Source organism: Nonomuraea sp. NPDC002799, from assembly GCF_053592075.1.
In genome coordinates, this window is the sequence record NZ_JBSFVA010000002.1 from 281,289 (window position 1) to 303,224 (window position 21,936).

22 protein-coding genes are annotated in these 21,936 nt (G+C 70.9%); 10 read left to right on the forward strand and 12 right to left on the reverse strand.

Annotated features, from left to right (window positions below):
- Nucleotides 1-12: 12 nt before the first annotated feature.
- Complete coding sequence (locus tag ACWD0F_RS05175) at nt 13-939, forward strand: TIGR03619 family F420-dependent LLM class oxidoreductase (RefSeq protein ID WP_449872634.1); 927 nt, start codon at nt 13-15, stop codon at nt 937-939.
- A gap of 156 nt (nt 940-1,095) precedes the next feature.
- Here the strand turns inward: ACWD0F_RS05175 and ACWD0F_RS05180 are convergent, their stop codons facing one another.
- A complete protein-coding gene (locus ACWD0F_RS05180) occupies nt 1,096-1,506 on the reverse strand; it encodes a winged helix-turn-helix transcriptional regulator (protein WP_449872635.1) in 411 nt (136 codons plus the stop codon).
- 174 nt (nt 1,507-1,680) lie between these two features.
- Between ACWD0F_RS05180 and ACWD0F_RS05185 the strand changes: the two genes are divergently transcribed.
- The 3 genes from ACWD0F_RS05185 to ACWD0F_RS05195 all read left to right on the forward strand — a co-directional run bounded on the left by ACWD0F_RS05185 (nt 1,681) and on the right by ACWD0F_RS05195 (nt 5,147).
- Nucleotides 1,681-2,223, forward strand: coding sequence for a hypothetical protein (locus ACWD0F_RS05185; protein WP_449872636.1), 543 nt, complete (start codon nt 1,681-1,683; stop codon nt 2,221-2,223).
- Nucleotides 2,224-2,498: 275 nt separating this feature from the next.
- Entirely contained in the window at nt 2,499-3,836 is a 1,338-nt protein-coding gene (locus tag ACWD0F_RS05190; protein ID WP_449872637.1) for a DUF4331 domain-containing protein, read from the forward strand.
- Between the two features lie 24 nt (nt 3,837-3,860).
- Nucleotides 3,861-5,147, forward strand: coding sequence for a tetratricopeptide repeat protein (locus ACWD0F_RS05195; RefSeq protein WP_449872638.1), 1,287 nt, complete (start codon nt 3,861-3,863; stop codon nt 5,145-5,147).
- An 80-nt stretch (nt 5,148-5,227) separates the two neighbouring features.
- Here the strand turns inward: ACWD0F_RS05195 and ACWD0F_RS05200 are convergent, their stop codons facing one another.
- Both ACWD0F_RS05200 and ACWD0F_RS05205 read right to left on the reverse strand, forming a co-directional pair.
- On the reverse strand, nt 5,228-5,842 hold the full coding sequence (locus tag ACWD0F_RS05200; RefSeq protein ID WP_449872639.1) for a hypothetical protein: 615 nt from the start codon (nt 5,840-5,842) through the stop codon (nt 5,228-5,230).
- Between the two features lie 109 nt (nt 5,843-5,951).
- Nucleotides 5,952-6,677 (reverse strand): LuxR C-terminal-related transcriptional regulator, encoded by a 726-nt coding sequence (locus ACWD0F_RS05205; RefSeq protein WP_449872640.1) that lies wholly within the window; start codon nt 6,675-6,677, stop codon nt 5,952-5,954.
- Between the two features lie 58 nt (nt 6,678-6,735).
- Between ACWD0F_RS05205 and ACWD0F_RS05210 the strand changes: the two genes are divergently transcribed.
- Entirely contained in the window at nt 6,736-8,004 is a 1,269-nt protein-coding gene (locus ACWD0F_RS05210) for a phospholipase D-like domain-containing protein (protein ID WP_449872641.1), read from the forward strand.
- Nucleotides 8,005-8,020: 16 nt separating this feature from the next.
- Here the strand turns inward: ACWD0F_RS05210 and ACWD0F_RS05215 are convergent, their stop codons facing one another.
- Nucleotides 8,021-9,193: a glycoside hydrolase family 53 protein gene (locus ACWD0F_RS05215; RefSeq protein WP_449872642.1), complete on the reverse strand. Its 1,173-nt coding sequence runs from the start codon at nt 9,191-9,193 to the stop codon at nt 8,021-8,023.
- A 304-nt stretch (nt 9,194-9,497) separates the two neighbouring features.
- Here ACWD0F_RS05215 and ACWD0F_RS05220 point away from each other — a divergent pair, with 304 nt between their 5' ends.
- Nucleotides 9,498-9,854 (forward strand): hypothetical protein, encoded by a 357-nt coding sequence (locus ACWD0F_RS05220; protein ID WP_449872643.1) that lies wholly within the window; start codon nt 9,498-9,500, stop codon nt 9,852-9,854.
- Between the two features lie 18 nt (nt 9,855-9,872).
- Here ACWD0F_RS05220 and ACWD0F_RS05225 read toward each other — a convergent pair whose 3' ends face one another.
- Together ACWD0F_RS05225 and ACWD0F_RS05230 are read right to left on the reverse strand one after the other, a co-directional pair.
- The gene (locus tag ACWD0F_RS05225) at nt 9,873-10,997 is read right to left on the reverse strand and encodes a retropepsin-like aspartic protease (RefSeq protein WP_449872644.1); all 1,125 of its coding nucleotides are present in this window, start codon (nt 10,995-10,997) and stop codon (nt 9,873-9,875) included.
- A gap of 103 nt (nt 10,998-11,100) precedes the next feature.
- Nucleotides 11,101-11,538: a nuclear transport factor 2 family protein gene (locus ACWD0F_RS05230; RefSeq protein ID WP_449872645.1), complete on the reverse strand. Its 438-nt coding sequence runs from the start codon at nt 11,536-11,538 to the stop codon at nt 11,101-11,103.
- Between the two features lie 74 nt (nt 11,539-11,612).
- Here ACWD0F_RS05230 and ACWD0F_RS05235 point away from each other — a divergent pair, with 74 nt between their 5' ends.
- Nucleotides 11,613-12,545, forward strand: coding sequence for a LysR family transcriptional regulator (locus ACWD0F_RS05235; protein ID WP_449872646.1), 933 nt, complete (start codon nt 11,613-11,615; stop codon nt 12,543-12,545).
- Here the strand turns inward: ACWD0F_RS05235 and ACWD0F_RS05240 are convergent.
- From ACWD0F_RS05240 to ACWD0F_RS05260, 5 genes are all read right to left on the reverse strand, one after another.
- Nucleotides 12,533-13,249, reverse strand: a complete 717-nt coding sequence (locus ACWD0F_RS05240; protein ID WP_449872647.1) for an ABC transporter permease — start codon at nt 13,247-13,249, stop codon at nt 12,533-12,535. The genes ACWD0F_RS05235 and ACWD0F_RS05240 overlap by 13 nt on opposite strands.
- Before the next feature lie 126 nt (nt 13,250-13,375).
- Complete coding sequence (locus ACWD0F_RS05245; protein ID WP_449872648.1) at nt 13,376-14,602, reverse strand: cytochrome P450; 1,227 nt, start codon at nt 14,600-14,602, stop codon at nt 13,376-13,378.
- 129 nt (nt 14,603-14,731) lie between these two features.
- Nucleotides 14,732-15,301: a TetR/AcrR family transcriptional regulator gene (locus ACWD0F_RS05250; RefSeq protein ID WP_449872649.1), complete on the reverse strand. Its 570-nt coding sequence runs from the start codon at nt 15,299-15,301 to the stop codon at nt 14,732-14,734.
- Between the two features lie 85 nt (nt 15,302-15,386).
- Nucleotides 15,387-16,577: a MarP family serine protease gene (locus tag ACWD0F_RS05255; RefSeq protein WP_449872650.1), complete on the reverse strand. Its 1,191-nt coding sequence runs from the start codon at nt 16,575-16,577 to the stop codon at nt 15,387-15,389.
- A 143-nt stretch (nt 16,578-16,720) separates the two neighbouring features.
- Nucleotides 16,721-17,236, reverse strand: coding sequence for an SRPBCC domain-containing protein (locus ACWD0F_RS05260; RefSeq protein WP_449872651.1), 516 nt, complete (start codon nt 17,234-17,236; stop codon nt 16,721-16,723).
- Between the two features lie 315 nt (nt 17,237-17,551).
- Here ACWD0F_RS05260 and ACWD0F_RS05265 point away from each other — a divergent pair, with 315 nt between their 5' ends.
- From ACWD0F_RS05265 to ACWD0F_RS05275, 3 genes are read left to right on the forward strand one after another with little or no spacing between them, the layout of a single operon-like run.
- Nucleotides 17,552-19,177 carry an ABC-F family ATP-binding cassette domain-containing protein gene (locus ACWD0F_RS05265; protein WP_449872652.1) on the forward strand — a complete coding sequence of 542 codons (1,626 nt, stop codon included), beginning with the start codon at nt 17,552-17,554 and terminating at the stop codon, nt 19,175-19,177.
- Between the two features lie 42 nt (nt 19,178-19,219).
- Entirely contained in the window at nt 19,220-19,876 is a 657-nt protein-coding gene (locus ACWD0F_RS05270; protein WP_449872653.1) for a hypothetical protein, read from the forward strand.
- A 40-nt stretch (nt 19,877-19,916) separates the two neighbouring features.
- A complete protein-coding gene (locus ACWD0F_RS05275; protein WP_449872654.1) occupies nt 19,917-20,786 on the forward strand; it encodes a transporter substrate-binding domain-containing protein in 870 nt (289 codons plus the stop codon).
- 164 nt (nt 20,787-20,950) lie between these two features.
- On the opposite strand, the gene ACWD0F_RS05280 is transcribed toward ACWD0F_RS05275, so the two are convergent.
- Nucleotides 20,951-21,898 carry a helix-turn-helix domain-containing protein gene (locus tag ACWD0F_RS05280; RefSeq protein WP_449872655.1) on the reverse strand — a complete coding sequence of 316 codons (948 nt, stop codon included), beginning with the start codon at nt 21,896-21,898 and terminating at the stop codon, nt 20,951-20,953.
- Nucleotides 21,899-21,936 lie beyond the last annotated feature (38 nt).

The window sequence follows — 21,936 nt, forward strand, 5'->3', positions numbered from 1 at the left end:
TAGGCTACTGATATGAAACTAGGAATCGCCCTCCCCACGTCGGGCCCGCTGGCCGGCCCCGCCAACATCGCCCGCGTCGCGCAGGACGCGGAGCGCCTGGGCTACGACTCGGTGTGGACCTACGAGCGGCTGCTGCGGCCGACCGCGCCCGTCTCGATGGGCGGCGGCGAGCCGCAGCCCATGCCGGAGACGTACCGGCTCACCTACGAGCCGCTGGAGACCCTGAGCTATGTGGCCGCGCTCACGGAGCGGGTCCAGCTCGGCACCAGCATCATCGACGCCCTGCTGCATCCGGCCGTGGTCCTGGCCAAACGTTTCGCCACGCTCGACCAGCTCAGCGGCGGCCGGGTCGTCGCCGGTGTCGGCCAGGGATGGATGTCGCAGGAGTTCGCGGCGGCCGGCGTGCCGATGAGCCGCATCGGGCCGGGCATGGACGAGGTCGTCGCGGCCATGCGCGCCTGCTGGGGGCCCGATCCCGTTTCGTACGACGGGAAGTTCACCCAGATCGCCGAGTCGGAGATCAACCCGAAGCCGGCGCAGGCCCACGTGCCGATCCTGCTCGGGGCCATGACGCCGGGTGGCGTGCGGCGGGCCGCGCGCATCGCCGACGGCCTCAATCCGGTGGTCGTCTCGCGGGACATGCTGCTGGACCTGGCCAAGGTCTTCCGGGCGGCGGTGGAGGAGTTCGGGCGCGACCCCGGCGCGGTCACGGTGGTGGCGCGGGCCAACGTGCCCATCACCGCCGAGGCGCTGGGCGACGACCGGCCGTTTCTCGGTGGCTCGCCGCGTCAGATCGCCGACGATCTGGCCGGGCTCGACGGCACCGGCGTCGACCACGTGTTGTTCGCCGACTCCGGCCACGACGCGCAGGGGCGGCCCGTCGAGATCGACGCGGCCATCGCCCGCTACGCCGAGCTCATCGACCTCGCCCGCCGCTAGACACCTCGCCACCGTTCGCGGCGCAACCCGGGGGCGCGCCGCGCCGGTGGCGGGTCGGGGCGCTAACCGGGGTTGGGCCGCGCTGGAGGGCGGGTCCGGCCGTCGGGGCGCTACCGAGGTGGGGCCGCGCTGAAGGCGGGTCCGGCCGTCGGGGCGCTACCGGGGTTGGGCCGCGTCGAGGGCGCGGCCTGCGCGCTCGGTGGCGCAGTGCTCGCCGATGTCGTTGCGCTCGGCCCAGGCGTGCAGCTCCAGGAAGGCCCCGCGCAGGTCTTCGCCCACGGAGGTGAGCCGGTAGAGCACCGCGGTGGTCGGCCCGTCGGCGAGCTGACGCTCCACGAGCCTGGCCGCCATCAGCTCCCGCAGCCGCTCGGTGAGGATGCCGTCGGTGATGCCCGGGATCATCTTGGCCAGCTCGCTGAACCGCGAGGGCCGGTGCAGCAGCGCCACGATGATCATGCCGTTCCAGCGCTTGCCGAGCACCTTGAACACGACCGTGAACTGCACGTCGCAGGAGATGCCTTCCTCGCTTCCGTCCGAGGCGAGGCTCTCGGAAACGTATCCGGCCATGTGGCCAGCTTACCTGCCGGTAGTGCCCCCGGCCGGGCAGGCGGCGGAGCGGCCTGGATCACCTGCCGCGCCGCCCTTGGCGAGGCGTCAGGCGGCTCAGACATACCCGATAGTCGATCAGGCACGGTTCCTCTATGTTGGCCTGAGTATGCGACCCCCCAAGGAGATGCTCCTGTGAAGAGACTTCTCGAAGGAACCCCGCTGCGTACCGGTGTCGTCGCGGCCGTCGTGCTGGCAGGCGGCCTGCTGGCCGCTTCCCCCGCCGGAGCCGTCGTCGTCGGCGAGCGTACGGTCGTCGTGGCGCCGCAGACGGCCGGCCCGGCCGCCGCGGCGCGTCCGCGCAACGGCAGGATCCTCTACGACCGCTACAGCGGCGGCGAGGGCACGCTCAAGGTCAAGAACGGCACGTCGAAGGACGGGGTCGTCACGCTGGTCAAGGGGAAGACCAAGGCGATCAGCATCTACGTCCGCGCCAAGTCCACCGCCAGTGTCAGGGACGTCCGGGACGGGACGTACCGGATCTACTTCACCACCGGCTACCGGTTCAGCACGTCGAAGGGCAGGTTCACCCGGGCCGCCGTGTACAACCGGTTCAACGATCGGCTGAAATTCACCACGACCTCCGCCGGGACGAGCATCTGGACCCTGACCCTCAACCCGGTCAGAGGCGGCAACGCGCGGACCAGCCGGGTCAACCCGAAGGACTTCCCGGCCTGACGGCACCCGTACGCGCACAGAACTCCATGGACTGCCCCCGGCTCGAGGTGAGAGGGCCGGGGGCAAAGCCATTCCACCGTGGCCGAAGATGGCGATGATTGTTTTTGTAAGCGCTTTACACAGAGTGACCAACTGACTATGTTGAGTGCGTTCTAGCAGGTCAAAGGCTTGCGATTTCTTTGGAGACGGTCAACGGCGCAGGCGTGGTCACCAGGGTCACCCGAAGGGCCGCGCGCCACGGCGGCGCGACCGGCTCGCGGCGACCGAAGGACACGATGCCATTGACCGGCGCCCAGATCTGGGCCCTCGCCGCCGCCGCCTCGACGGCCGTGCTGGCGGCCGGCGTGCTGTTCGGGCCCGCGATGCGCCCCGGCACGGCGACCAGTCACTGGGACGCGCCGGCCACCACGCTCGACAAGCAGATCGACGCGACCGACCTGTACGCCTTCACCAGCCCGGACCGGCCCCGCAGCGTCACCGTCATCGCGAACTACCGCACGTTCCAGTTCCCCGGCAAGCCGTGCGCGTTCGACACCAACGCCCGCTACGAGGTGCACATCGACAACACGGGCACCGGCCAGGCGGCGCTCACCTACCGCTGGACGTTCAGGAACAAGGGCCTTCCCGTGCCCCCGTTCGTCCGTGCGAAGCCGCCGGCCGGGCCGGAGCCGCTGGTGGAGCAGGGCTTCACGCTGACCAGGCACCAGCCGGGCAGGCCGGCCCAGACCCTGGTCAAGGACGGTCACGTGGCGCCGGCGGACCCGGGCGCCCTGGTCGCGCCCGGCGACCCGAGCCGGGCCGTCATCGACCTGCCCGGCGGCGTGAAGGTGTTCACCGGCCCGTTCTTCTCCGACGACAAGGCCGTCACACTGCTCCGGTTCGGGCTGCCGTTCTTCCCGGTGCGGACCGGCGTGCCCGCCGGCGTCAACGCGCTGGCCATCCAGGTGCCGAAGGCGGACCTGGCCCGCGGCGGCGACCCGGCCCGCAACCCCGTCATCGGGGTGTGGACCACGGCCTCCCGCAGGTCGGTCTCGCTGCGCGGCGGCTCGGGCGACTACAAGCAGGTGTCGCGGCTGGGGAACCCCGGCTTCAACGAGGTCCTGATCCCGAAGTCCTCCCGTGACCGCTTCAACGGCCTGCGCCCCGAGGACGACGAGGGCGGTGGCCTGGTCGTGCCGTCCACCCTCGATCCCGACCAGGCCAAGGTCATCGCGGGGGAGGCGGGCGTCAAGGCGCCGGCCGCGCCGCGCAGGGACCTGGAGGAGATCTACCTCACCGGCCTGACCCGCGGCGGCCCGATCAAGCACGACCTCAACGGGCACCTGCTCAACCGCGACGCCTCCGGCGTCGTGCGCGCCGAGGAGTTGCGGCTCAACATGAGCACCCCGGTCACCGCCGAGCCGCACCAGTACGGCTATCTCAAAGGGGACGAGCAGGGTTACCCCAACGGCCGCCGCCCGATCGACGACGTCGTCACCGTCAATCTGCGGATGCTCCTGGGCGAACCGGCGGGGCCGGGCGTCCCCGCCCTGACCGACGAGACCAGTCCCGCCTTCCTGACCAGACAGGTCACCGGCTCCTTCCCGTACCTCGCCCTGCCCAGCAACGCCTAGCCCGAGCCCGAGGACGGCCGACAGATGACACGCGTACGGAGAATCCTGCCGCTGCTGGGCTGCGCACTGCTGGGGTGCTTGGTGCTGGCCCTGTTCGCGCCGGGCGGGCCGCTGCGCCAGGACGATCCGCCCGCCCGGTGGACGCCGTACGAGCTGAGCGCGTTCATCGTCGACATGCAGCGGCACCTGCGCCGGCACCCCGCCGACGCGCCCACCTGGGCCCAGCTCGGCGGCGCGTACCTGGAGCAGGCCCGGCGCACCGGCGACGTCACCTACTACGGCAAGGCGCACGGGGTCTTCCTGCGTTCGCTGCGCCTGTCGCCGGGGGAGCCCGACATCGACGCCGTGATCGGCATGGGCGCACTCGCGAACGCCAGGCACGACTTCGCCGCCGGGCTGCGCTGGGGCGCGCGCGCCCGCGCGGCCGCGCCGTACCGCTGGCCGCTGTACGGCGTGCTCACCGACGCCTACCTCGAACTCGGCGCGTACGACAAGGCCGAGCGCGAGCTCCAGCGCATGCTGGACGGCCGGCCCGACCTCGCCTCCTTCACCCGTGCCGCGCGCCTGCAGCACCTGCGCGGCCGGACCGGGTCCGCCAGGCAGACCCTGGAGCGGGCGCGGGAGATCGCCGGCGACGCCGCCGAGTACGCCTTCTGCCTGTGGCAGCTCGGTGAGCTGGCCTGGCACGAAGGCGATCCGCGCCATGCCCTGAACGCCTACGCCCAGGCGCTGGCCGCCGACCCGCAACACGCCCCCTCACTGGCGGGCCGGGCCCGCGCGCTGGCCGCGCTCGGCCGGACCGCCGAGGCGCTGCGCGACTACGCCGCCGCCGGCGCCCGCTCGCCCGCGTTCGCCGTGGAGCACGCCGAGCTGCTCGAACACCTCGGTGACCGGGACGCGGCCGACCGGCAGTACGCGCTGTTCACCGCGCAGATCGGGCTCCTGGCGGCCAACGGGGTCCGCGACGACCTGGCCGCCGGCCGGTTCGAGGCCGATCACGGCGATCCGCTCGCCGCCGTGCGGCACCTGCGCAAGGAGTGGGCGCGGGGGCGCAGCGTCGAGGTCGCCGACGCCCTCGGCTGGGCCCTGCACCGGGCGGGACGCTCCGTCGAGGCCGTCCGCTACGCCGCCCACGCCGACCGGCTCGGCGGGCGCAACGCCCTGTTCGCCTTCCACCGCGGCGAGATCGAGCGGGCCCTCGGCGACACCGCGGCCGCCCGCGCCCACCTGTCCGAAGCGCTGTCCATCAACCCGTACTTCTCCTTCGGCGGGCCCGCCAAGGCCCGCGCGGCGCTGGCGGCGCTGGCGTGACGGTGCTGGGTGCCGTTCATCCGATGCGGCGCCACCGCCGAACCGCCTTGATCGGGTGAGGCGCCCGCGTCCGGACGGGGCTACCGGCCGGCCGCGCCGGAGCCCGCCGGACCCGGCCCGGCCATGACCGGCCGGGCCACGGCGCGCCGGCCGAACGTGACGCCGCCGCCCAGCAGGACCACCCCGGACAACACCCCGCTGACGATGGGCACCCAGGCCACGGCGTCCGTCGACGCCAGGACGAGCCCGGCGGCGCCGAGCAGGGTGAGCAGCACACCGGGTACGGCGATGCTCCAGTCCTTCCAGACGGGCGCCAACGCGATGAAGTGCACGCCGACCACGAGCGCGATCCAGGCCACGTTCGCCTGCGGGGGACGGTCCCACGCGGCCAGCAACCGGAGCCCGCCGAAGAGGAGGACGGCCTCGGCGGCCACCACGACCAGGTAACCCCGGCCGAACATGCCCCCCGGCCGGCCCCCGGCAGACCGCTCCTGCCGGGCGCCGGCGGACCGCTCCTGCCGGGCGCCGGCGGACCGCTCCTGCCGGACGGCGGCGAACCACAGGGCGAGCACGCTCGCGGCCGCCAGGCACGCGGCCACCCGCAGGACGTACACGGTCGCGGTGTTCAGCGGGCTCTGCGCGTTGACGACGACGAACACCGCGCCGAAGGCCGCGCCCACCAGCAAACCAGTCATTCGTTGCATACCCTCATCAAAGGGGGTGCCGCGACGCCGTGGCATGGGGGCTGGGGCGAGGACGGGGTAGGTCTGGCCCTACCCGTGCCACGCACATCGCTCTATGGCGCTACCTGACCGCGCCGCGCAGGTAGGCCAGCACCGCCAGCACCCGCCGGTTGTCGTCCTCGGTCGCGGGCAGGTCGAGCTTGGCGAACACGCCGGCCACGTGCTTGCCGACGGCCGCCTCCGTGATCGACAGCGCGCGGGCGACGGCGCTGTTGGAGCGCCCTTCCGCGATCAGCGCCAGCACCTCGCGCTCGCGCGGGGTCAGCCGGTGCGCCGGCTCGGTGACCTCTCTGGCCCTGGCCCAGGTCTGCTCGAACAGGTCGATGAGGGTGGTGATCAGACTCTGCTGCCTGATCGCCAGCGCGCCCGGCGCGTAGGGGACGGGCGTGATGCGGAGGAAGGCCACCGTGCGGTCGAAGATGAGGATCTGCTGGATCGGCTCGTCCACGACGCGGTGCAGGTCACCGGCGGCGTGCAGCTCCCTGATCCGGGCCGCCTTGCGCGGGTCTTCGAGCATGCTCGCGTTGATGATCGTGCGCATCGTCATGCCGCCGCGCAGCGCGTCGAGCACGCTGCGCCGGCTCCGCTGCTCCTCGCGGCCCTTCTCCGCCGAGCCGACCGGCTGCATGGCCCGCAGCTCGCGTGCCGAGGCGGCGGCCTGCGCGATCTCCCGGCGGACGAGCTCGCTGTCCTCCAGCCGCTCGACGTCGACCGGGATGCCACGCAGCTCGCCCACCACCTCTTCCAGTCGATGGGCAAGCTGGGCCAGCGACACGCTCTCGTCCACACGCCTCCTTGACCTGCTCGTGTTGACAGTCCATCACGGTTTCGAGTGCACTCCTGCCGTGAAAATCAACAGTCCCACCGCCATCACCCTGATCCTGGCGTTATGCCTCGCCGCCGCACCGGTCACGACCGCCGGCGCGGCCGTCGACACCGCTGCGGCGGCCGTCACCGGCTCACCCGTCATGAACGCCCCGGTCTTCAACGACCCGACGGCCGACTCGGGCGTCGCCCACAGCCCGAGCGTCAAGCAGTCCGCCGTGATGGACCAGCTCATCCGGCTCATCAAGGCCGTCCCCACGGCCGGCGAGATCCGTTTCGCGATGCACGAGTTCGCCCCCGGCGACAGGTCCGGCGAGGTCGCCTCGGAGCTGATCGCCGCCCACGCCCGGGGCGTGAAGGTGCAGGTCATCCTCGACAGTCAGGACGACGGCCAGAACAACGCGGTGTTCGCCCAGCTCAGCACCGCGCTCGGCACCACGGAGACGGCCGCCTCCTGGGCCGTGCGCTGTGAGTATCCGAACGAGAGCGCCGACCGGGGCTGCATCGCCAGGAACTACCTGCACGACAAGTTCGCCACCTTCTCCAGCGTCGTCGCGGACGGGGTCACCCACACCAACGTCGTCTTCCAGACCTCGTCGAACATGACGGACTGGTACCTGTACAACTCCTACAACGACGCGTTCACCCTCACCGACGCCGTCGTCTACAACGGCTACGTCCAGTATTTCAAGGACCTGCGGGCCCGCCGCATGCAGCCGGTCAACCCGGACTACTTCTGGACGACTCCCACCGGCTCGGCGTACAAGGGTCACTTCTTCCCCCGCCTCAGCTCCAGCGGCGACCCGATCGCCAACGTGCTGAAGCTGGTCGAGTGCAGCTACCAGGACGCGGCCGGCGTCACCCGCCAGACCGACATCCGCCTGGCGCTCACCGCGTTCAACGGCACCCGGGACGCGATCGCCGACGAGCTGCTCCGGCTGCGCGGCGAGAACTGCTGGATCGACGTCGTGTACTACGACGAGAGCGCGCACTCCAACGTCACCGACCACATCCGGGCGAAGCTCGCCCAACCCGCGTCGAACGGCAAGTACATCCAGGTCCGGCCGTGCAGGTTCGCGGTGGGCAGCCGTTCCGTGGTCCCGCACACCAAGATCATGATGATCGACGGTCACTACGACGACGACATCACGCCCCGGGTCTACACGGGCAGCGCGAACTTCACCACCCTGGAGAACGCCGACGACTCCATGCTCAGAGTCGCCGGCCGTGACGTCCATACCAAATACCTGTCCTGGTTCTACAACCTCCGCAGCGCCTGCGGCGGCTGACCCTGCTCCGCGCCGGTTACGGCGTCCACCTGATGCCCGGGTTGACGCCGCCGGTCCAGTTGAAGGTGGCCATGTTGTCCCACTGGTTGCCGGTGCCGTTCATGTTGGCCGGGTCCCAGCCGTGGCCGGTGATGGCGTACCAGGTGGGCTCCCAGTAGAAGACGCCGATCGCGCCGGCGGCGCGGGCGGTGTTCTGGACCGCGGTGAAGTTGCTCGCCTGCCCGGCCCAGGTGGCCGGGTAGCCCGAGCACGGCGTCGAGCCGCCCACCGCGTTCGCCTCGCTGTCGGCGTTGGCGGCGGTGAACGGGTAGGCGGTCTCCGCCACGACGACCGGCTTGCCGTAACGGGACCTCGTGTCGTTGATCACCGTGGACAGGGTGGACAGCGGGCCGTGCCACATGCAGTAGTACGACAGGGCGGTGATGTCCCAGGGCACGCCCTTGGCGCGGATCCCGTCGTAGAACCAGCGCGCGTGCGCCTGGCTGTCGGCGTTCGCGGTGTGGATGATGACCTGGGTGCCGCCGTTGCACGCCTTGGTCGCGTTGTAGCCGGCCTTCAGCAGCAGGCTCAGGTTGGTGAAGTCGTTGTTGACGACCTTGCCGTCGTTCCACAACATGCCGACGTTGATCTCGTTGCCGATCTGCACGCTGTCCGGCGTGGTGCCCTGGGCCTTCAGGCTGTTGCAGATGTCGTAGGTGTAGTTGTAGACGTCCGTCTGGAGCTGGCCGATGCCGTGACTCGCCCATGCGGCGGGTTTGTACTGCTTGCCCGGGTCGGCCCAGGTGTCGGAGTAGTGAAAGTCGATCATCAGGCCGAGGCCCTTGGCCTTGACCGTCCTGGCGTAGGCCAGGACCTTCGCCTTGTTGTTGTATCCGCTCGCCGGGTTGTTCCAGACGCGCAGCCGCACGTAGTTGACGCCGACGCCGGTGAGGATGTCCAGCGGGTCGGCGGCGGTTCCGGCCGCGTTGTAGTACTTGGCCCCGAGGTCCAGGCTGCGCTGGACCGAGGAGATGTCGGCGCCGCGCATGGTCAGCGTGGCGGCTGCGGCCGGCGTGGGATTCAGCGGTACGAGGGCGAGCAGCGTCACGAGTGTCAGCAGGAGCGTGACCCTGATGGTGCGCAGGCGGTGGACGGCCATCCCGATCTCCTTGATCAAGAAATGGGCGGTGGTGGTCTTGGTGCCGTGCACTTCTCTATGTGAACGTTCACGGACGATTGAGGCGACGAGGGGCCCGCCAATTCGCCTTCAAGATGCTTAATCGCCCAGATGCGCTCTGTGAACGTTCACAGAATTCTTGAGCATGAGGATAAAGCTGAATGCCGCGCTGGGGAAGAGCGAGTTTCAGCGGTGTTTCGCCGAGCTGTCCGTCGGGGCTGGGGCGCGGTGGGGAGCGGCGCCGGGTTCGATGGGCTGCTCTTCCGGGTCGGTAGGCTGTGACTCAGGCTCTCCGCGATCTTCGGGGTGCCGCCGCAATCTGAGAGCGAGACGCAACATGAGCAGTCCTCGCAAAACTGACGACGACACGGCAGCCGAGGCGCCCGCCGAGCGGAGTGAGGCCGACCGGCAGGCCGAGCACGCGGACAACGCGCAGTGGCTCAAGGACAACCCGGACGCGATGCCGCAGGTGGACGGGGGACGGTGGGCCGTGTACGACCGCGACGGCCACCTCTGCGGCCACCTCGTCGGCGACGGCCCGACCCGCGACACCCGCTTCAAGGCGATCGCCGAGTCGGGCACGGGGACGCCGCCCGATGACGGGGCCGGCGGCTACGGCATCACCCTGCACGACGCGGGCGCGCACCTCCTCGACGCCACACTGCACGACGATCCGAACCCGCACACCACCTGACCGCGCACGGCTCGCGCCCTACCTGAACGTGTACTCGGAGCGGCCGAAGTCGAGAGTCCAGGCGTACCTGGCGAGGAACGCCTGTGAGAGCAGCCCGTCCACCCTCATCCCGCCGAGGCGCGACCACGGCGTGGTCCTGGCCGGCGCGATCGACAGGAGGTGCTCCGGCTGCGCCAGCGGCCCCAGGCTCAGGGGGCCGGCGGCCTTCAGATGGGTGGCGGCCAGGTCGGCGCGCGGAATGCCCCACGAGCGATACTGCGACCTGGTGGCCAGCACGGCCGCCTGCCGCAGCGTGCCGTCCTCGTCCTCCAGGACGTGGACCAGCCCCGAGTCGACGAAGAACGTGAGGTCGCGGCGGAGGCCGTAGCCGCCCCTGGCCAGCATGTAGTGGTCGCCCCACAGCGAGAAGGGCACGCGGACGCCGTCCAGGGGAGCGGGGTGGCCGCGCGGGGCGAGGAGGAGGCGGCCGGCCGGAGTGTCGATGGTGGGCAGGAACCGCCGCAGCAGGGCGGTGCCCATGAGCGTGACGTCCTGCGGGCCGGTCAGCGTGGGAAGCACGTCCACGGGGACGTTCGTCAGCCTGGCGCCGCCGAGGTCCAGCTCACGGACGATGCCGGCACGGACCGGCGTCCGGGTGACGCCGTGGAAGCGGTGGCCGTTCGGGAGCGTCTCGATGCCCGTCCGCGCCGCCCGCCGGGTGCTCATCACCAGGAACGCGCCTCCGGTGTCCAGGTGGAGCAGCGTGCGGTGGCCGTTCAGCACGCCTTCGACGGCGGGCAGGTAGGGGGCCAGCGGATGGTCCTGGAACGGCAGCGCGACCGGCTCGGCGGCCTCGACCGTCATCGGATGGTCGCGCCGCAGGGCCAGGTCGCGCGGGACACGGCGGCGGCGCCGGCGTAAGTGCTCGCAGGCTCTGTGTGCCTGGTCCAGGTGCAGCCACGCGTGCGCCACCGGCAGGTCGAGCGCGGGGTGCCGGAAGGTGAGGGCCGCATAGCGGGCCAGCGCCTGCTCGAACCGGCCGCGTACGAGGTCGGCCAGGACGAGCAGGCGGTCGTTCCCCGCTGCGGCGGCCCGGCGCGCGGCCTCCTCGACGTCTCCTGAGATCCACGCCCGCCGGGCTGCGCGGTGTCGTGACAACGTCATGACTGCTCCGTTCCTGACCGGTCGGGGCTGTCGCCATCAGGAATTATTCGCTTTTCCGTAATTACGTAAAAGCGTACTTACTCGGCGGGCGATGTCAACGAGGTCAGCGGGGCTCGTGGACGTCCGAGTGGAACCGGGTCCCCAGATCCGGCCAAGGCAGGAAATAGAGGGAGTTGATGGTCCGGCTGGAGATCAGCCAGGCATCGTCCTGCCTGACGTATTCGTCGTCGTACCGTACGCCCGCGATCAAGCACACCCCGTCCTGCCCGTGCTCGGCGTGCGCGCTCACCATCCCGGTCGCCCGGTCCCCGTCCCCTTCGAAGACCTGCGCGTGCGGATAATGGAAGGTGAACTCGTAAGCGCCTACGCGCTCGGCGTAGAAGCGGGCCAGCTCCGCCCGCCCGGTCACGCTTCCGCCGGTGAAGCGGAGGCTGCCCTCCTGCGCGAACAACCGCGCGGCGCCGTTCCAGTCGCGCGCGTCCAGGGCGAAGCCGTAGCGGGCCACCAGGTCGGACAGTTCGGCTCGGGTGATCAGATTCATGACCGCCAGTAGAGCGTCCTGGGAGTTCAGCGGTCCAACAACTTGTTGGGCGCATTGACGACCGGGAGGAGTCAATGGTGGACCTGGAACAGGTCAGGGCCTTCGTGGCGGTGGCGGATGAGCTGCACTTCGGCCGCGCGGCGCAGCGGCTTTTCGTCACTCAGCAGGCGTTGTCCAAGCGGGTGCGGCGGCTGGAGCAGGTGCTGGGCGGCGCGCTGTTCGTCCGGGGCACCCGCCGGGTCGAGCTGAGCGAGGCGGGACGGCGCTTCCTCGACCCGGCCAGGCGGTTGCTGGAGGCGGCCGAGGTGGCGCGGGCGGCGTTCGGCGGCGCGCCGCGCCCGCTCAACCTCGACGTCTGGGGCTACCAGCAGTTCCCGTGGACGCTGACGGTCGGCTTGGCCGAGACCATGCCAGAGCTGCTGATCCAGCCCAGCGTGCGGCGCGGGTTGCCGCGCGCGCTGGCCGCGCTGCGTCGCGGCGAGGTCGACGCCGCGTTCGGCAACCCCGCCGACCTCGACGAGCCCCTCCCCGCCGACCTGACCAGCCGGCTGGTACGCCTCCAGCCGATGGTCGCGGTGCTCGGCCCGCTGCATCCCCTGGCCGGCGCGGCCCACGTCGGCGCCCGCGACCTGGACGCCCTGTGGTGGCCCAGCACCGACCCGCCCGACATGGCCGCCTTCGCCCGTCGCGTGGCGGACGACCTGGGCATCCCGATCGAGTTCGGCGGCACGGCCTGCGCCGACGCCGGCTCCTACGCCCGGCGTCTCCCGCCCGACCGCCTGTCCCTCGCCCCTGACGACGTACGCCTCGCGGACGGCGTCCAGATCGTCCCCATCACGGAGCCGGCCATCCGCTACCCCTGGTCGATCGTCTGGCGGCGCGGCGACCGTAACCCCGCACTCGCCCGCCTCCTGCGTGAACTGGCCGAACGCGGCCACACCAGCGGCTGGACGGAACAGCCAGATCAGGACGCGGAGGCCCCTCCTGGACGGGCTCACGCGAAGTAGCCGCGCGCGACCAGGTCGGTCGTCACCAGGATCGCCACGGCCTCGGCGGCCAGCAGCGCCACCAGCACCACGAGCTGCACGACCCCGGCCTCGATCGGGCTCGCGCCGCCGAGCAGCATCCCCACGAAGGCACCGGGAAGCGTGACCAGCCCCACGGTCCTGGTCTGGTCCAGCGCGGGCACCAGGGCCCGGTTCGCCGCGGGGCGGCAGATCTCCAGTGCCGCGTCACGCGGCAGGAAGCCCAGCGCCAGAGCCGCTTCCACCTCTCCCTTGCGCTGGACCAGCTCCTCAGCCGCCCGCTGCCCGGCCAGCGACGTGGCGGTCATGCAGCCGCCCAGCAGGATTCCCGCGATGGGAATCACCACGATCGCGTCCAGGACGACCACTCCGCTGCCGGCCAGGACGGCCAGCACCGGTGCGGTCCCGGCCGCGATGGGCGCCGCCGCCCACCACGCGTTCCGGCCACGGGTGATGCGCCGGCCCGCGGTGAAGGCGGCGACGCCGTACATGAGCAGGATGAAGCCCGTCGCGGCCGTGAAGGAGGCGACCACCCAGGTGATCAGGGCGGAGACCGCGCCGAGTTGCGCGGCCGCGCGCAGGCAGGCGGTGAGAACGGCCCGTCCATGGCCGAGCCGGCCCAGCCAGGCGACCACGGCGCCCAGGACGACGAGGGCCACCAGGATCACCGGGAGAAGAGGGGTCAAAGAGATCAATGACGTGGAGCGCACAGCAGGTAGTGTGCCGCCTGCCGCGCAGAGGGCCCGCTTCGTGGCAGACGCCGCAGGAGGACAGACGGGCGCATGGAGGTCGAGAGAGGCCGTCGAACGTGCTCACCACTGAAGCCGCAGCGCGAGCGGGCCCCGGTGGTCCAGCGTGCTGCGGTACTCGATCCGCTGGTCCGGTACGAGACGGAGGCCGGGCAGACGTTCGGCGAGCAGGCGCAGGGAGATCTCCACCTGGCGGCGGGCCAGCCCCGCGCCGGGACAGTAGTGGGCACCCTGGCCGAAGACCACGTTCGCCTGCGGAGGCCGGGTGATGTCGAACTCCTCGGCCCGCTCGAAGGCGTCCTCGTCCCGGTTGGCGGAGGCGAGGCAGACGGCGACCTCGGCGCCGGCGGGCAGGTCTCGCCCGCCGAGGCTGGTGTCGGTGGTCACCACCCGGAGGAAGACGTGTGTCGGGGTGTCGTAGCGGGCGATCTCCTCGGCCGCGTTCGCCGCGAGGTCGGGCCGTTCACAGAGCAGTTGCCACTGGCCGGGCTGGGTGAGCAGCCGGAGCAGGCCGTTGCCGAGCAGCGCCGAGGTGGTGATGTGGCCCGGCATGGCCACCGACAGGACGAGGCCGACGAGCCCCGCCATGTCGTCGGTGCTGAGGGGCGCGTCACCCGGGGCGCACAGGGCGATGTAGTCACTGATCAGGTCGTTCTGGGGCGCGGCGCGGCGATCGGTGACGTACCGCATGATGAGCCGCTGGAAGCGGACCCAGCCGCGCGCGCACTCGATCTGCTCCTCGTCCGACCCGAACTGGTGCCCCATCCCCATGGCCGCCGCGGCGCGGCTGTCGTCCCCGAACGCCCTGCTGTCCTGCTCCGCGAAGCCGACCAGCCGGGCGGTCACGTCGACGGGCAGCACGTTGGCGTACGCCGCCATGAAGTCGGCGTGGCCGTCCTTGGCGAAAGCATCGATGAGGACCGACGCCCGTTCGGTGATGTACGACTCGGTCGCGGCGACACGTTCGGGGGAGAGGGCCGCGGCGGCGGGGGCCCGAAGCCGCCGGTGCGCCTCGCCGTCCATGGTGATGAAGAGCTCCCGCGGCGGAAGGCCCTTGGCCAGTTCCTCCAGGACGGCCGGGGGGAACGGGGTGTACGGCCGCAGGGTGTTCGCCGAGGAGAAGGTCCGCCCATCGCGCAGCACCGTGCGCACGTCGGCCATCTTCGTCACGACCCAGGCGCCGATCACCGGGGAGAAGAACAGCGGCTCTTCGCGCCGTGCGCGCTCGTACAAGGGGTAGGGGTCGTGCAGGTGCGTGCGGAGCGGGTCGTACAGGTCGCCCAGGGACATGCCCATCACCTTTGCCCGGAAGGTGGAAATTGCCCTGACTATAACCCGGCAAAGACGACAAAGGGCCAGACCATCAAGGCGCGCAACAGCGCCGGATCCCCGACGCGCAACGGCGCCGGGGCCGGCCGGTCAGGGGGCGGGCCAGTGGCGCAGCAGGGTGTCGAGGGCGTCCAGCACTCGGGTCCAGGTCTCCTGCGTGTCAGGGGCGCTGTGGCTGAACCCGCCCCCCAGCTCCAGGCTGACGTAGCCGTGGAAGACGCTGCCCAGCAGCCGGACCGCGTGCGTCTGCTCCGGCTCCGCCAGGTCGTAGCCGCGCAGGATCGCACGGGTCATCTGCGCGTGCCTGCCGCCCGCGCTGGCGGCCGCCGTCTCCGCGTCCAGTCTCAACTGCGTCGCGGCGTAACGGCCGGGATGCTCCCGGGCGTAGTCGCGGTAGACGTTCGCGAAGGCGGTCAGGGCGTCCTTGCCGGCCCGCCCGGCCAGGGCCGCGCCGACCCGGTCGGCGAGCTCTTCCAGGGCGAGCAGGGCGATCCTGGTCCTGAGGTCCTGGGAGTTCTTCAGATGTGAGTACAGGCTCGCGACCTTGACGTCGAACCGCCGGGCGAGCTCGGAGACGGTCACCTGGTCGAAGCCGATCTCGTCGGCCAGCTCCGCCCCCGCCTGAGTCAGGCGGGCCACGGTCAGCCCTGCGCGTGCCATGATCCACCTCTCCTCGGCCAACGCAGATTATGCTTTTGCCTAATGGCCTTAGGCAAGTCAGCCGGGCTGTCCAGGGCGGATGGCGTCAATCGCAGATCTGGGTGCTGACGGGCCTGGTGGCGGTCTCGGCGCGGCGGGCGTCGGGGGAGACCTCGGAGGAGGTCAGCACGTAACCGGTGTCGGCCTGGCCGACGACGGCGGCGAAGACCACGCCCAGCACCCGGCCGTCGAGGGACAGCAGCGGGCCACCCGAGTTGCCCTGCTGAACCGCGCCCCGGATGAGATACACCTCCCGCGTCACCTGGGTCTCCCGGTAGATGTCGGGGATGGAGGCGCGCTGCCGCTCCGCGATCCGGGCCGGTTGCGAGGTGAACCCGCGGTCCTTGGGATATCCCGCGATGACGGCGTCATCGCCCTTGCCGGCCTCGCCGGTGAAGGTCAGGTGCGCCAGCCCGAGGTTCGGCACGTGCAGCACCGCCACGTCCCGCTTCGGGTCGAACAGGACCACCGCCGCCGGGTGCGGCCGCTGCTCGTGGTCGATGACGACCAGGTCGGCGTCCACCCCAGCGACCACGTGCGCGTTGGTCATGACGTGATCCGGCGCGTACACGAACCCGGAGCCGGTGATGTTCTTGCCGCAGGTGCCGGCCAGTCCCTGCACCTGCACGATGCCCGCCCGGGCCTGTTGCAGCGCGGCGCTCGTCCGCACGGCCGCGTCCGGCGGTGGGACGTCGATGGTCGGCTGGCCGGCGATCGCGTCCAGCACCGGCGGGAACTCGGACCGGTCGACGAAGCGCTTGAACGGTTTCTGCCAGTCGCGTGCCGCCTCGGGAATCGCCTGGTCGACCGTGGCCAGAAGCAGCGAGCCGCGGATCTGCTCCACGATCGGCGTCAGTGAGCTGGACACCAGCAGGTTTCCGGCGAGCCAGGCGATGACCAGCACCGACAAGCCGGACATCAGGGCGCCGCCCAGCGCGTCCAGCCTCCGGGCCGCTTCGTAGCGCACATGGGCGCGCAGCACGGCCCCCACGGTGGACGTGCCGAATTGGGCGAGCGTCCCGGTCAGGAACACGATCACGATGGCCATCACGGACTGCGGCACATCCCCGTCCAGGACGGCGCCCGCGAGGGACGGCGCGATGTGGATCCCGAGCACGCAACCGCCGACGAAGCCGACGAAACTCGCCGCCCCCACGATGAACCCCTGGCGATATCCGGCGACGCCGGCGACCACGAGCAGGGCCAGCAGAATGAGGTCGAGCAGATCGCCGAGCACCAGACAAAGGTAAGCACAATATCGGCCCCGCGCTTGTCGCGATGATCAAACCGTATTGTGGTATCAAGAGTTTCCCGACACCTTCCGGACGACGGGCCGGCGCCTTTTATCCGCGACATTGTCGCGGCCTTTCCGCACGTTGTTCAGGCCGCGACCCGGCGTGCCGCCGATCGCCTGCCGAGCTCGGTCTCCAGGGCGGCCAGGTAGCGCTCGTGGCCGGCGCGGAGCTTGCCGGCGCCGAAGACCAGGGAGACGAGCGGGCCCGCGAGGCTCTCCCGCATGGTCACCTTGGTGCGGCCGCCGGGAAGGGCCTCCAGGATCTGCTGGTCGACGGCCTTGTAGCCGAAGACCAGGCCGCTCCAGGTGAGCTCGCGTCCGGGAGCGACGACGGCGAACGTCGACGCGATCTTCACCTTGCCGAGCCGCCAGCGGAAGCCGGCGCCAGGCGTGATCTCGTCGAGCCGCAGCACCTCGTAGCCCGGGGCCCAGGACGGCCAGTTGCGCAGGTCGGTCAGCACCTCCCAGACCTGGGCGGGTGTCGCGTCGACGACGACGCTGGACTCCGAGGTCACCGGGGCCTCGTCGTCGATCCGGCCTTGGGCGGCGTAGTCGGCGTGCAGGGTCGTGAGGGAGGGGCCCCGCTGGAACAAGCTGCGCATGATGACTCCTTGGTGATCGATGAGAGCAATGCTCTCGTTTCGGAGCGATGATGTCAAGAGCGGTGCTCTCTTTTTCGGTCGCCGCTCTCTCCGGGGTCGTCCGCTTGGGCGGCTGCTAAAATGGGGGTCAGTTGTGATGGAGGAGACCAGACGTGGCAGGTGACGACGACATCTCCGGGTGACACCGGAGGTTGATCGGCCCCGGCAGGCGCGCATGACCGCCGCCGGTGGGCCCTGATCGTCGTTCCCGAATCCCTGTCCCCTTCCCGGGCGGCTTCGGCGCGCCCCGGATCACACCCGTACGAGGTCTTCCGCATGTCCGATGCGTTCATCAACTGCGCCAACCTGTCCTTCTCCTGGCCTGACGACACGCCTGTCTTCAGCGACCTCTCCTTCACCGTCGGCGCCGGCCGTACGGGCCTCGTCGCCCCCAACGGCGCGGGCAAGAGCACGCTGCTCAAGCTGATCGCCGGCGAGTACCGGCCCGGCGGCGGCAGTGTGTCCGTCAACGGCACGCTCGGCTACCTGCCGCAGAGCCTGCCGCTCGACGGCGGCCTGACCGTGGCCGAGGTCCTGGGCATCGCGCCCGTGATCGCCGCGCTGGACGCCATCGAGTCGGGGGACGCGAGCGAGGAGCACTTCACCACGATCGGCAACGACTGGGACATCGAGGAGCGCACCCGAGCCCAGCTCGACCGGCTCGGGCTCGGCGACCTTGAGTTCGCGCGCACGCTGCGCACCCTGAGCGGCGGTCAGATCGTCTCGCTCGGCCTGGCCGCGCAGCTCCTGCGGCGGCCCGACGTCCTGCTGCTCGACGAGCCGACGAACAACCTCGACCTCGAAGCCCGCCGCAGGCTCTACGCCGTGCTCGGCGACTGGACCGGCTGCCTGCTCGTCGTCAGTCATGACCGGGCCCTGCTCGACCGCATGGAGCGCATCGCCGAGCTGGACCGGGGCGAGGTCCGTTTCTACGGCGGCGACTTCACCGCGTACGAGGCGGCCGTGCGCACGGAGCAGAACGCCGCCGAGCGCGGCGTGCGCAGCGCCGAGCAGGAGCTCAAGCGGGAGAAGCGGGAGTTGCAGCAGGCCAGGGAGCGGGCCGAGCGCCGGGCGGGCAACGCCGCCCGCAACCTCAAGAGCGCCGGTCTGCCGCGCATCTTCGCCGGCACCATGAAGCGGGGCGCCCAGGAGTCGGCCGGGCGGGCCGGCCAGACGCACGCCGCCCGCGTCAGCGACGCCCAGGCCCGGCTCGACGAGGCCGGGCGGGCCGTGCGGGACGACCAGAAGATCGTGTTGCGCCTGCCCGGGACGAACGTTCCCGCCGGCCGCACCGTCTTCACCGGCGAGCAGTTGCGGGCCCGCGGCCTGTTCGCCGAGCCCGGTCTCGACCTGGTGATCCGCGGGCCCGAGCGCATCGCGCTGACCGGCCCCAACGGCGTGGGAAAGTCCACCCTGCTGCGCCTGATCAGCGGCGACCAGGAGCCCGGCGGCGGCCTGGCCAGGCGGGCCGACGGCCGGGTCGCCTACCTGTCGCAGCGGCTCGACCTGCTCGACGTCGAGCGCACCGTGGCGGAGAACCTGGCCGCGTTCGCCCCCGGCATGCCGGAGGCGGAGCGGATGAACCTGCTCGCCCGCTTCCTGTTCCGCGGCGTCCGGGCGCACCTGCCGGTCAGGGTGTTGTCCGGCGGCGAACGGCTGCGCGCCACGCTGGCCTGCGTCTTGTGCGCCGAGCCGGCGCCCCAGCTCCTGCTGCTCGACGAGCCGACCAACAACCTCGACCTGGTCAGCGTGGGGCAGCTGGAGAGCGCGCTCGCCGCGTACGAGGGGGCGTTCGTGGTGGTCAGTCATGACGAGCGCTTCCTCGCGGAAATCGGGGTGAACCGCCGGCTGGAGCTGTCCGGCGGGCGGCTGCTGGAGACCGGGGGGATCGCCGGTGATTGACGCACCGACATAATCTCCACGCCGGATTGGCATAATTCTGGAATGGATCCCTCTCCGTATTCCTGGAAATTCTACCTTTCCACGACAATCGGAGTTTTATGGACGATTGTCCTCGTCGCTCTCATCGCTTCCCGGGCGACCATGGCACTCACCATCGTCACGGTGGTCGTGGGAATCGTCGGTGTCGTGGGCCCCGTCCTCGGTATTTACGGGGTCAGGGCCCTCAGGGTCCCGAAGATAAACCCCCGGCACGCCCGCCGGGTGATCGGCGGGATCATCGCCGTGAACGCCTTGGTGAGCGCGACCTGGGCGGCCGTGCTCTTTTACCAGGCCAACCGCGACGTCGACATTCGCGCGGTGAGCCGGCTCAGCGGACAGACGAACGTGCGTCCCGGCGGGGTGGCGTCACTGGCCGCCGCCCTGCCGGCCCGTCGAGGTCACGTCGTGCTGACGTTCCGCATCGCCGACCATAATGAGGAAATCGGCTATTGCGCGCCGTTCACGACACTCACGGTACGACCCCGCGCCGACGGAAACGCCGCCCTGTCCGTTACCCGCCGCACCGGTGAGCAGATGCGGCTGGACATCGCGCCGGGCGCCACGGAGCTTCATCTCGACATCATCGTCAGCAGCGTACGGAACGACGCGAACTGCGCCGTGGACCTGTCGCTGACCGAAGCCGTGCTCACGAATTCATAGCGGAAGCCCGAATTCATCGCGGAACCTGAAGGACAATCAGATGCGCGTGCTACGAAGAGCATTACGTCTTACTCTGTGCGGCGGGCTCGTCCTGGTGGCGGGCTGCGGCGGTCCGGCTCCGGCTCCGGGGCCGACGGTCCTCGAAGGCACCATCGTGGTGGGGGTGCCTCACGACGCCCCGGGATTCGCGCTCGGCACCATCAACCCGACCGGCATGGACATCAACGTCATGAAGGCCGTCGAGGCGAAGCTCGGCGCCAGGCTGGTGTCCACGCCCATCACCTCGGCGGCCCGGGCGCCCATGTTGAAGGGCAAGCGGGCGGACCTCGTCATTCACACGTACTCGATCACGCAGAGCCGTAACGATGACGGCATCGACTTCGCCGGGCCGTACATGGTGAGCACCCAGGCGCTGCTGGTGCGCTCCGACGACAAACGTTTCGACGGCAAGGACAGCCTGAAGGGAAAGACCGTCTGCACGGTCGGCACCACCACCGGCGCCAGGGTCGTCATTCCCGGGGCCATCATGGGAACGCCGGGCGCCATGCGACAGACGACCAAGGAATGCGTGGAGGCGCTTCTGGAGAAGAACACCGACGCCATCTTCACCGACACCCTGCTCCTGTACGGATACGCGGGCGCCTACGCGGGCAAGTTCAGCGTCATCCTGCCCGGGGTCTTCGGCGAGAACCAGTATTACGGGATCGGCCTGCTCGGCCCCAACAAGGCCGACTGCCTGAAGCTGAACGACATCATCCAGGAGTATCTGCGGGTGCAATGGCGGCGGGACTTCGAGTCCACGCTTCCCGCGGCCGCGCGCGCCTTTCCCGGCAACTCGGACGCGGGCGACTACGAAGGGCAGTTCAAGCCGCAGGCGACCGACATGAAGCTGCTGTCCTGCAAGTTGTGACGCGGGAACGAGGCCGTCAAGCCTCGTGGCACACGGGCTTGCCCGCAGGCATCGGCGCGGCCTTCGCCGCGCCGATGGAGCCGGCGATGCCCTGCGACAAGACCGCCGTGGCGTCGCCGGCTCGCGGCACCTCGGCCGCGCTTCTCCCACTGGCAGGCGGGTGATCAGGTGTCGCGGAAGGTACGCCGGTAGGTGTCGGGCGGGACGCCGACCGCTCGGTTGAAATGCCGGCGCAGGGTGGCCGCGGTCCCCATGCCCGTACGCGCCGCGATCTGCTCGATGCCGGCGTCGGTGGTCTCCAGGAGCTCCTGCGCGCGCCGGATCCGCTGATCGTGCAGCCAGCGCAGCGGGGTGACCCCGATGGCGCCGTTGAAGTGACGGGCGAGGTTGCGGGTGCTCATGCCCGCCCGGCCGGCGAGATCCTGAACGGTCAGCGGCTCATGCAGCCGGTTGAGCGCCCAGTCCTGCAGAGCGGCGAGCGGGCTGCCCGCACCGTCCCCGGGCGACAGCGGAGCTCCGGCGAACTGGGCCTGGCCGCCCGCCCGATGCGGCGCCACGACGAGGCGGCGGGCCAGCTCGTTGGCGACCGCCGCGCCATGGTCGTTCCTGACGACGTGCAGGGACAGGTCGAGGGCGGCTCCCTTGCCCGCCGAGGTCAGCACCGGCCCCTCATCGACGTAGAGCACGCCGGGATCGACGTCGATCGCGGGGTAACGTGCCGCGAGGCGGTCGGCGTGCATCCAGTGCGTGGTGGCCCGCCTGCCGTCCAGGAGCCCGGCGGCGGCGATCACGAACGCTCCCGTGCACAGCGACACGATGCGGGCGCCGCGCTCGTGGGCCGCGCGCAGCGCCGCCAGCAACTCGGCAGGTGGGTCGGCCTCGACGTCGGCGCAGGCCGGGACGACGACCGTGTCCGCGCCGGCCAGGGCGTCGAGCCCATGGCGGGAGTCGAGGCGCAACCAGCCGCCCAGCAGGGTCCGGGGCGGCCCGCAGACGCGGAAGTCGTACCAGGGGTCGGCGAGGTCGGAACGGTCGACCCCGAACACCTCGCAGGCCACCGCGGCCTCGAACAGCAGCACGCCCTCGTACAACACCAGCACCACCGACGTCATGTCCGAAAGTGTACGCATGTCGTCGCTTCAGACACTCG

What these genes read in the sequence shown, in the direction of transcription:
- ACWD0F_RS05175 (WP_449872634.1), top strand. Translation starts at nt 13, where the DNA reads ATGAAACTAGGAATCGCCCTCCCCACGTCGGGCCCGCTGGCCGGCCCC.
- ACWD0F_RS05180 (WP_449872635.1), bottom strand. Translation starts at nt 1,506, where the DNA reads ATGGCCGGATACGTTTCCGAGAGCCTCGCCTCGGACGGAAGCGAGGAA.
- ACWD0F_RS05190 (WP_449872637.1), top strand. Translation starts at nt 2,499, where the DNA reads ATGCCATTGACCGGCGCCCAGATCTGGGCCCTCGCCGCCGCCGCCTCG.
- ACWD0F_RS05195 (WP_449872638.1), top strand. Translation starts at nt 3,861, where the DNA reads ATGACACGCGTACGGAGAATCCTGCCGCTGCTGGGCTGCGCACTGCTG.
- ACWD0F_RS05200 (WP_449872639.1), bottom strand. Translation starts at nt 5,842, where the DNA reads ATGACTGGTTTGCTGGTGGGCGCGGCCTTCGGCGCGGTGTTCGTCGTC.
- ACWD0F_RS05220 (WP_449872643.1), top strand. Translation starts at nt 9,498, where the DNA reads ATGAGCAGTCCTCGCAAAACTGACGACGACACGGCAGCCGAGGCGCCC.
- ACWD0F_RS05225 (WP_449872644.1), bottom strand. Translation starts at nt 10,997, where the DNA reads ATGACGTTGTCACGACACCGCGCAGCCCGGCGGGCGTGGATCTCAGGA.
- ACWD0F_RS05230 (WP_449872645.1), bottom strand. Translation starts at nt 11,538, where the DNA reads ATGAATCTGATCACCCGAGCCGAACTGTCCGACCTGGTGGCCCGCTAC.
- ACWD0F_RS05235 (WP_449872646.1), top strand. Translation starts at nt 11,613, where the DNA reads ATGGTGGACCTGGAACAGGTCAGGGCCTTCGTGGCGGTGGCGGATGAG.
- ACWD0F_RS05245 (WP_449872648.1), bottom strand. Translation starts at nt 14,602, where the DNA reads ATGTCCCTGGGCGACCTGTACGACCCGCTCCGCACGCACCTGCACGAC.
- ACWD0F_RS05250 (WP_449872649.1), bottom strand. Translation starts at nt 15,301, where the DNA reads ATGGCACGCGCAGGGCTGACCGTGGCCCGCCTGACTCAGGCGGGGGCG.
- ACWD0F_RS05260 (WP_449872651.1), bottom strand. Translation starts at nt 17,236, where the DNA reads ATGCGCAGCTTGTTCCAGCGGGGCCCCTCCCTCACGACCCTGCACGCC.
- ACWD0F_RS05265 (WP_449872652.1), top strand. Translation starts at nt 17,552, where the DNA reads ATGTCCGATGCGTTCATCAACTGCGCCAACCTGTCCTTCTCCTGGCCT.
- ACWD0F_RS05270 (WP_449872653.1), top strand. Translation starts at nt 19,220, where the DNA reads ATGGATCCCTCTCCGTATTCCTGGAAATTCTACCTTTCCACGACAATC.
- ACWD0F_RS05275 (WP_449872654.1), top strand. Translation starts at nt 19,917, where the DNA reads ATGCGCGTGCTACGAAGAGCATTACGTCTTACTCTGTGCGGCGGGCTC.
- ACWD0F_RS05280 (WP_449872655.1), bottom strand. Translation starts at nt 21,898, where the DNA reads ATGACGTCGGTGGTGCTGGTGTTGTACGAGGGCGTGCTGCTGTTCGAG.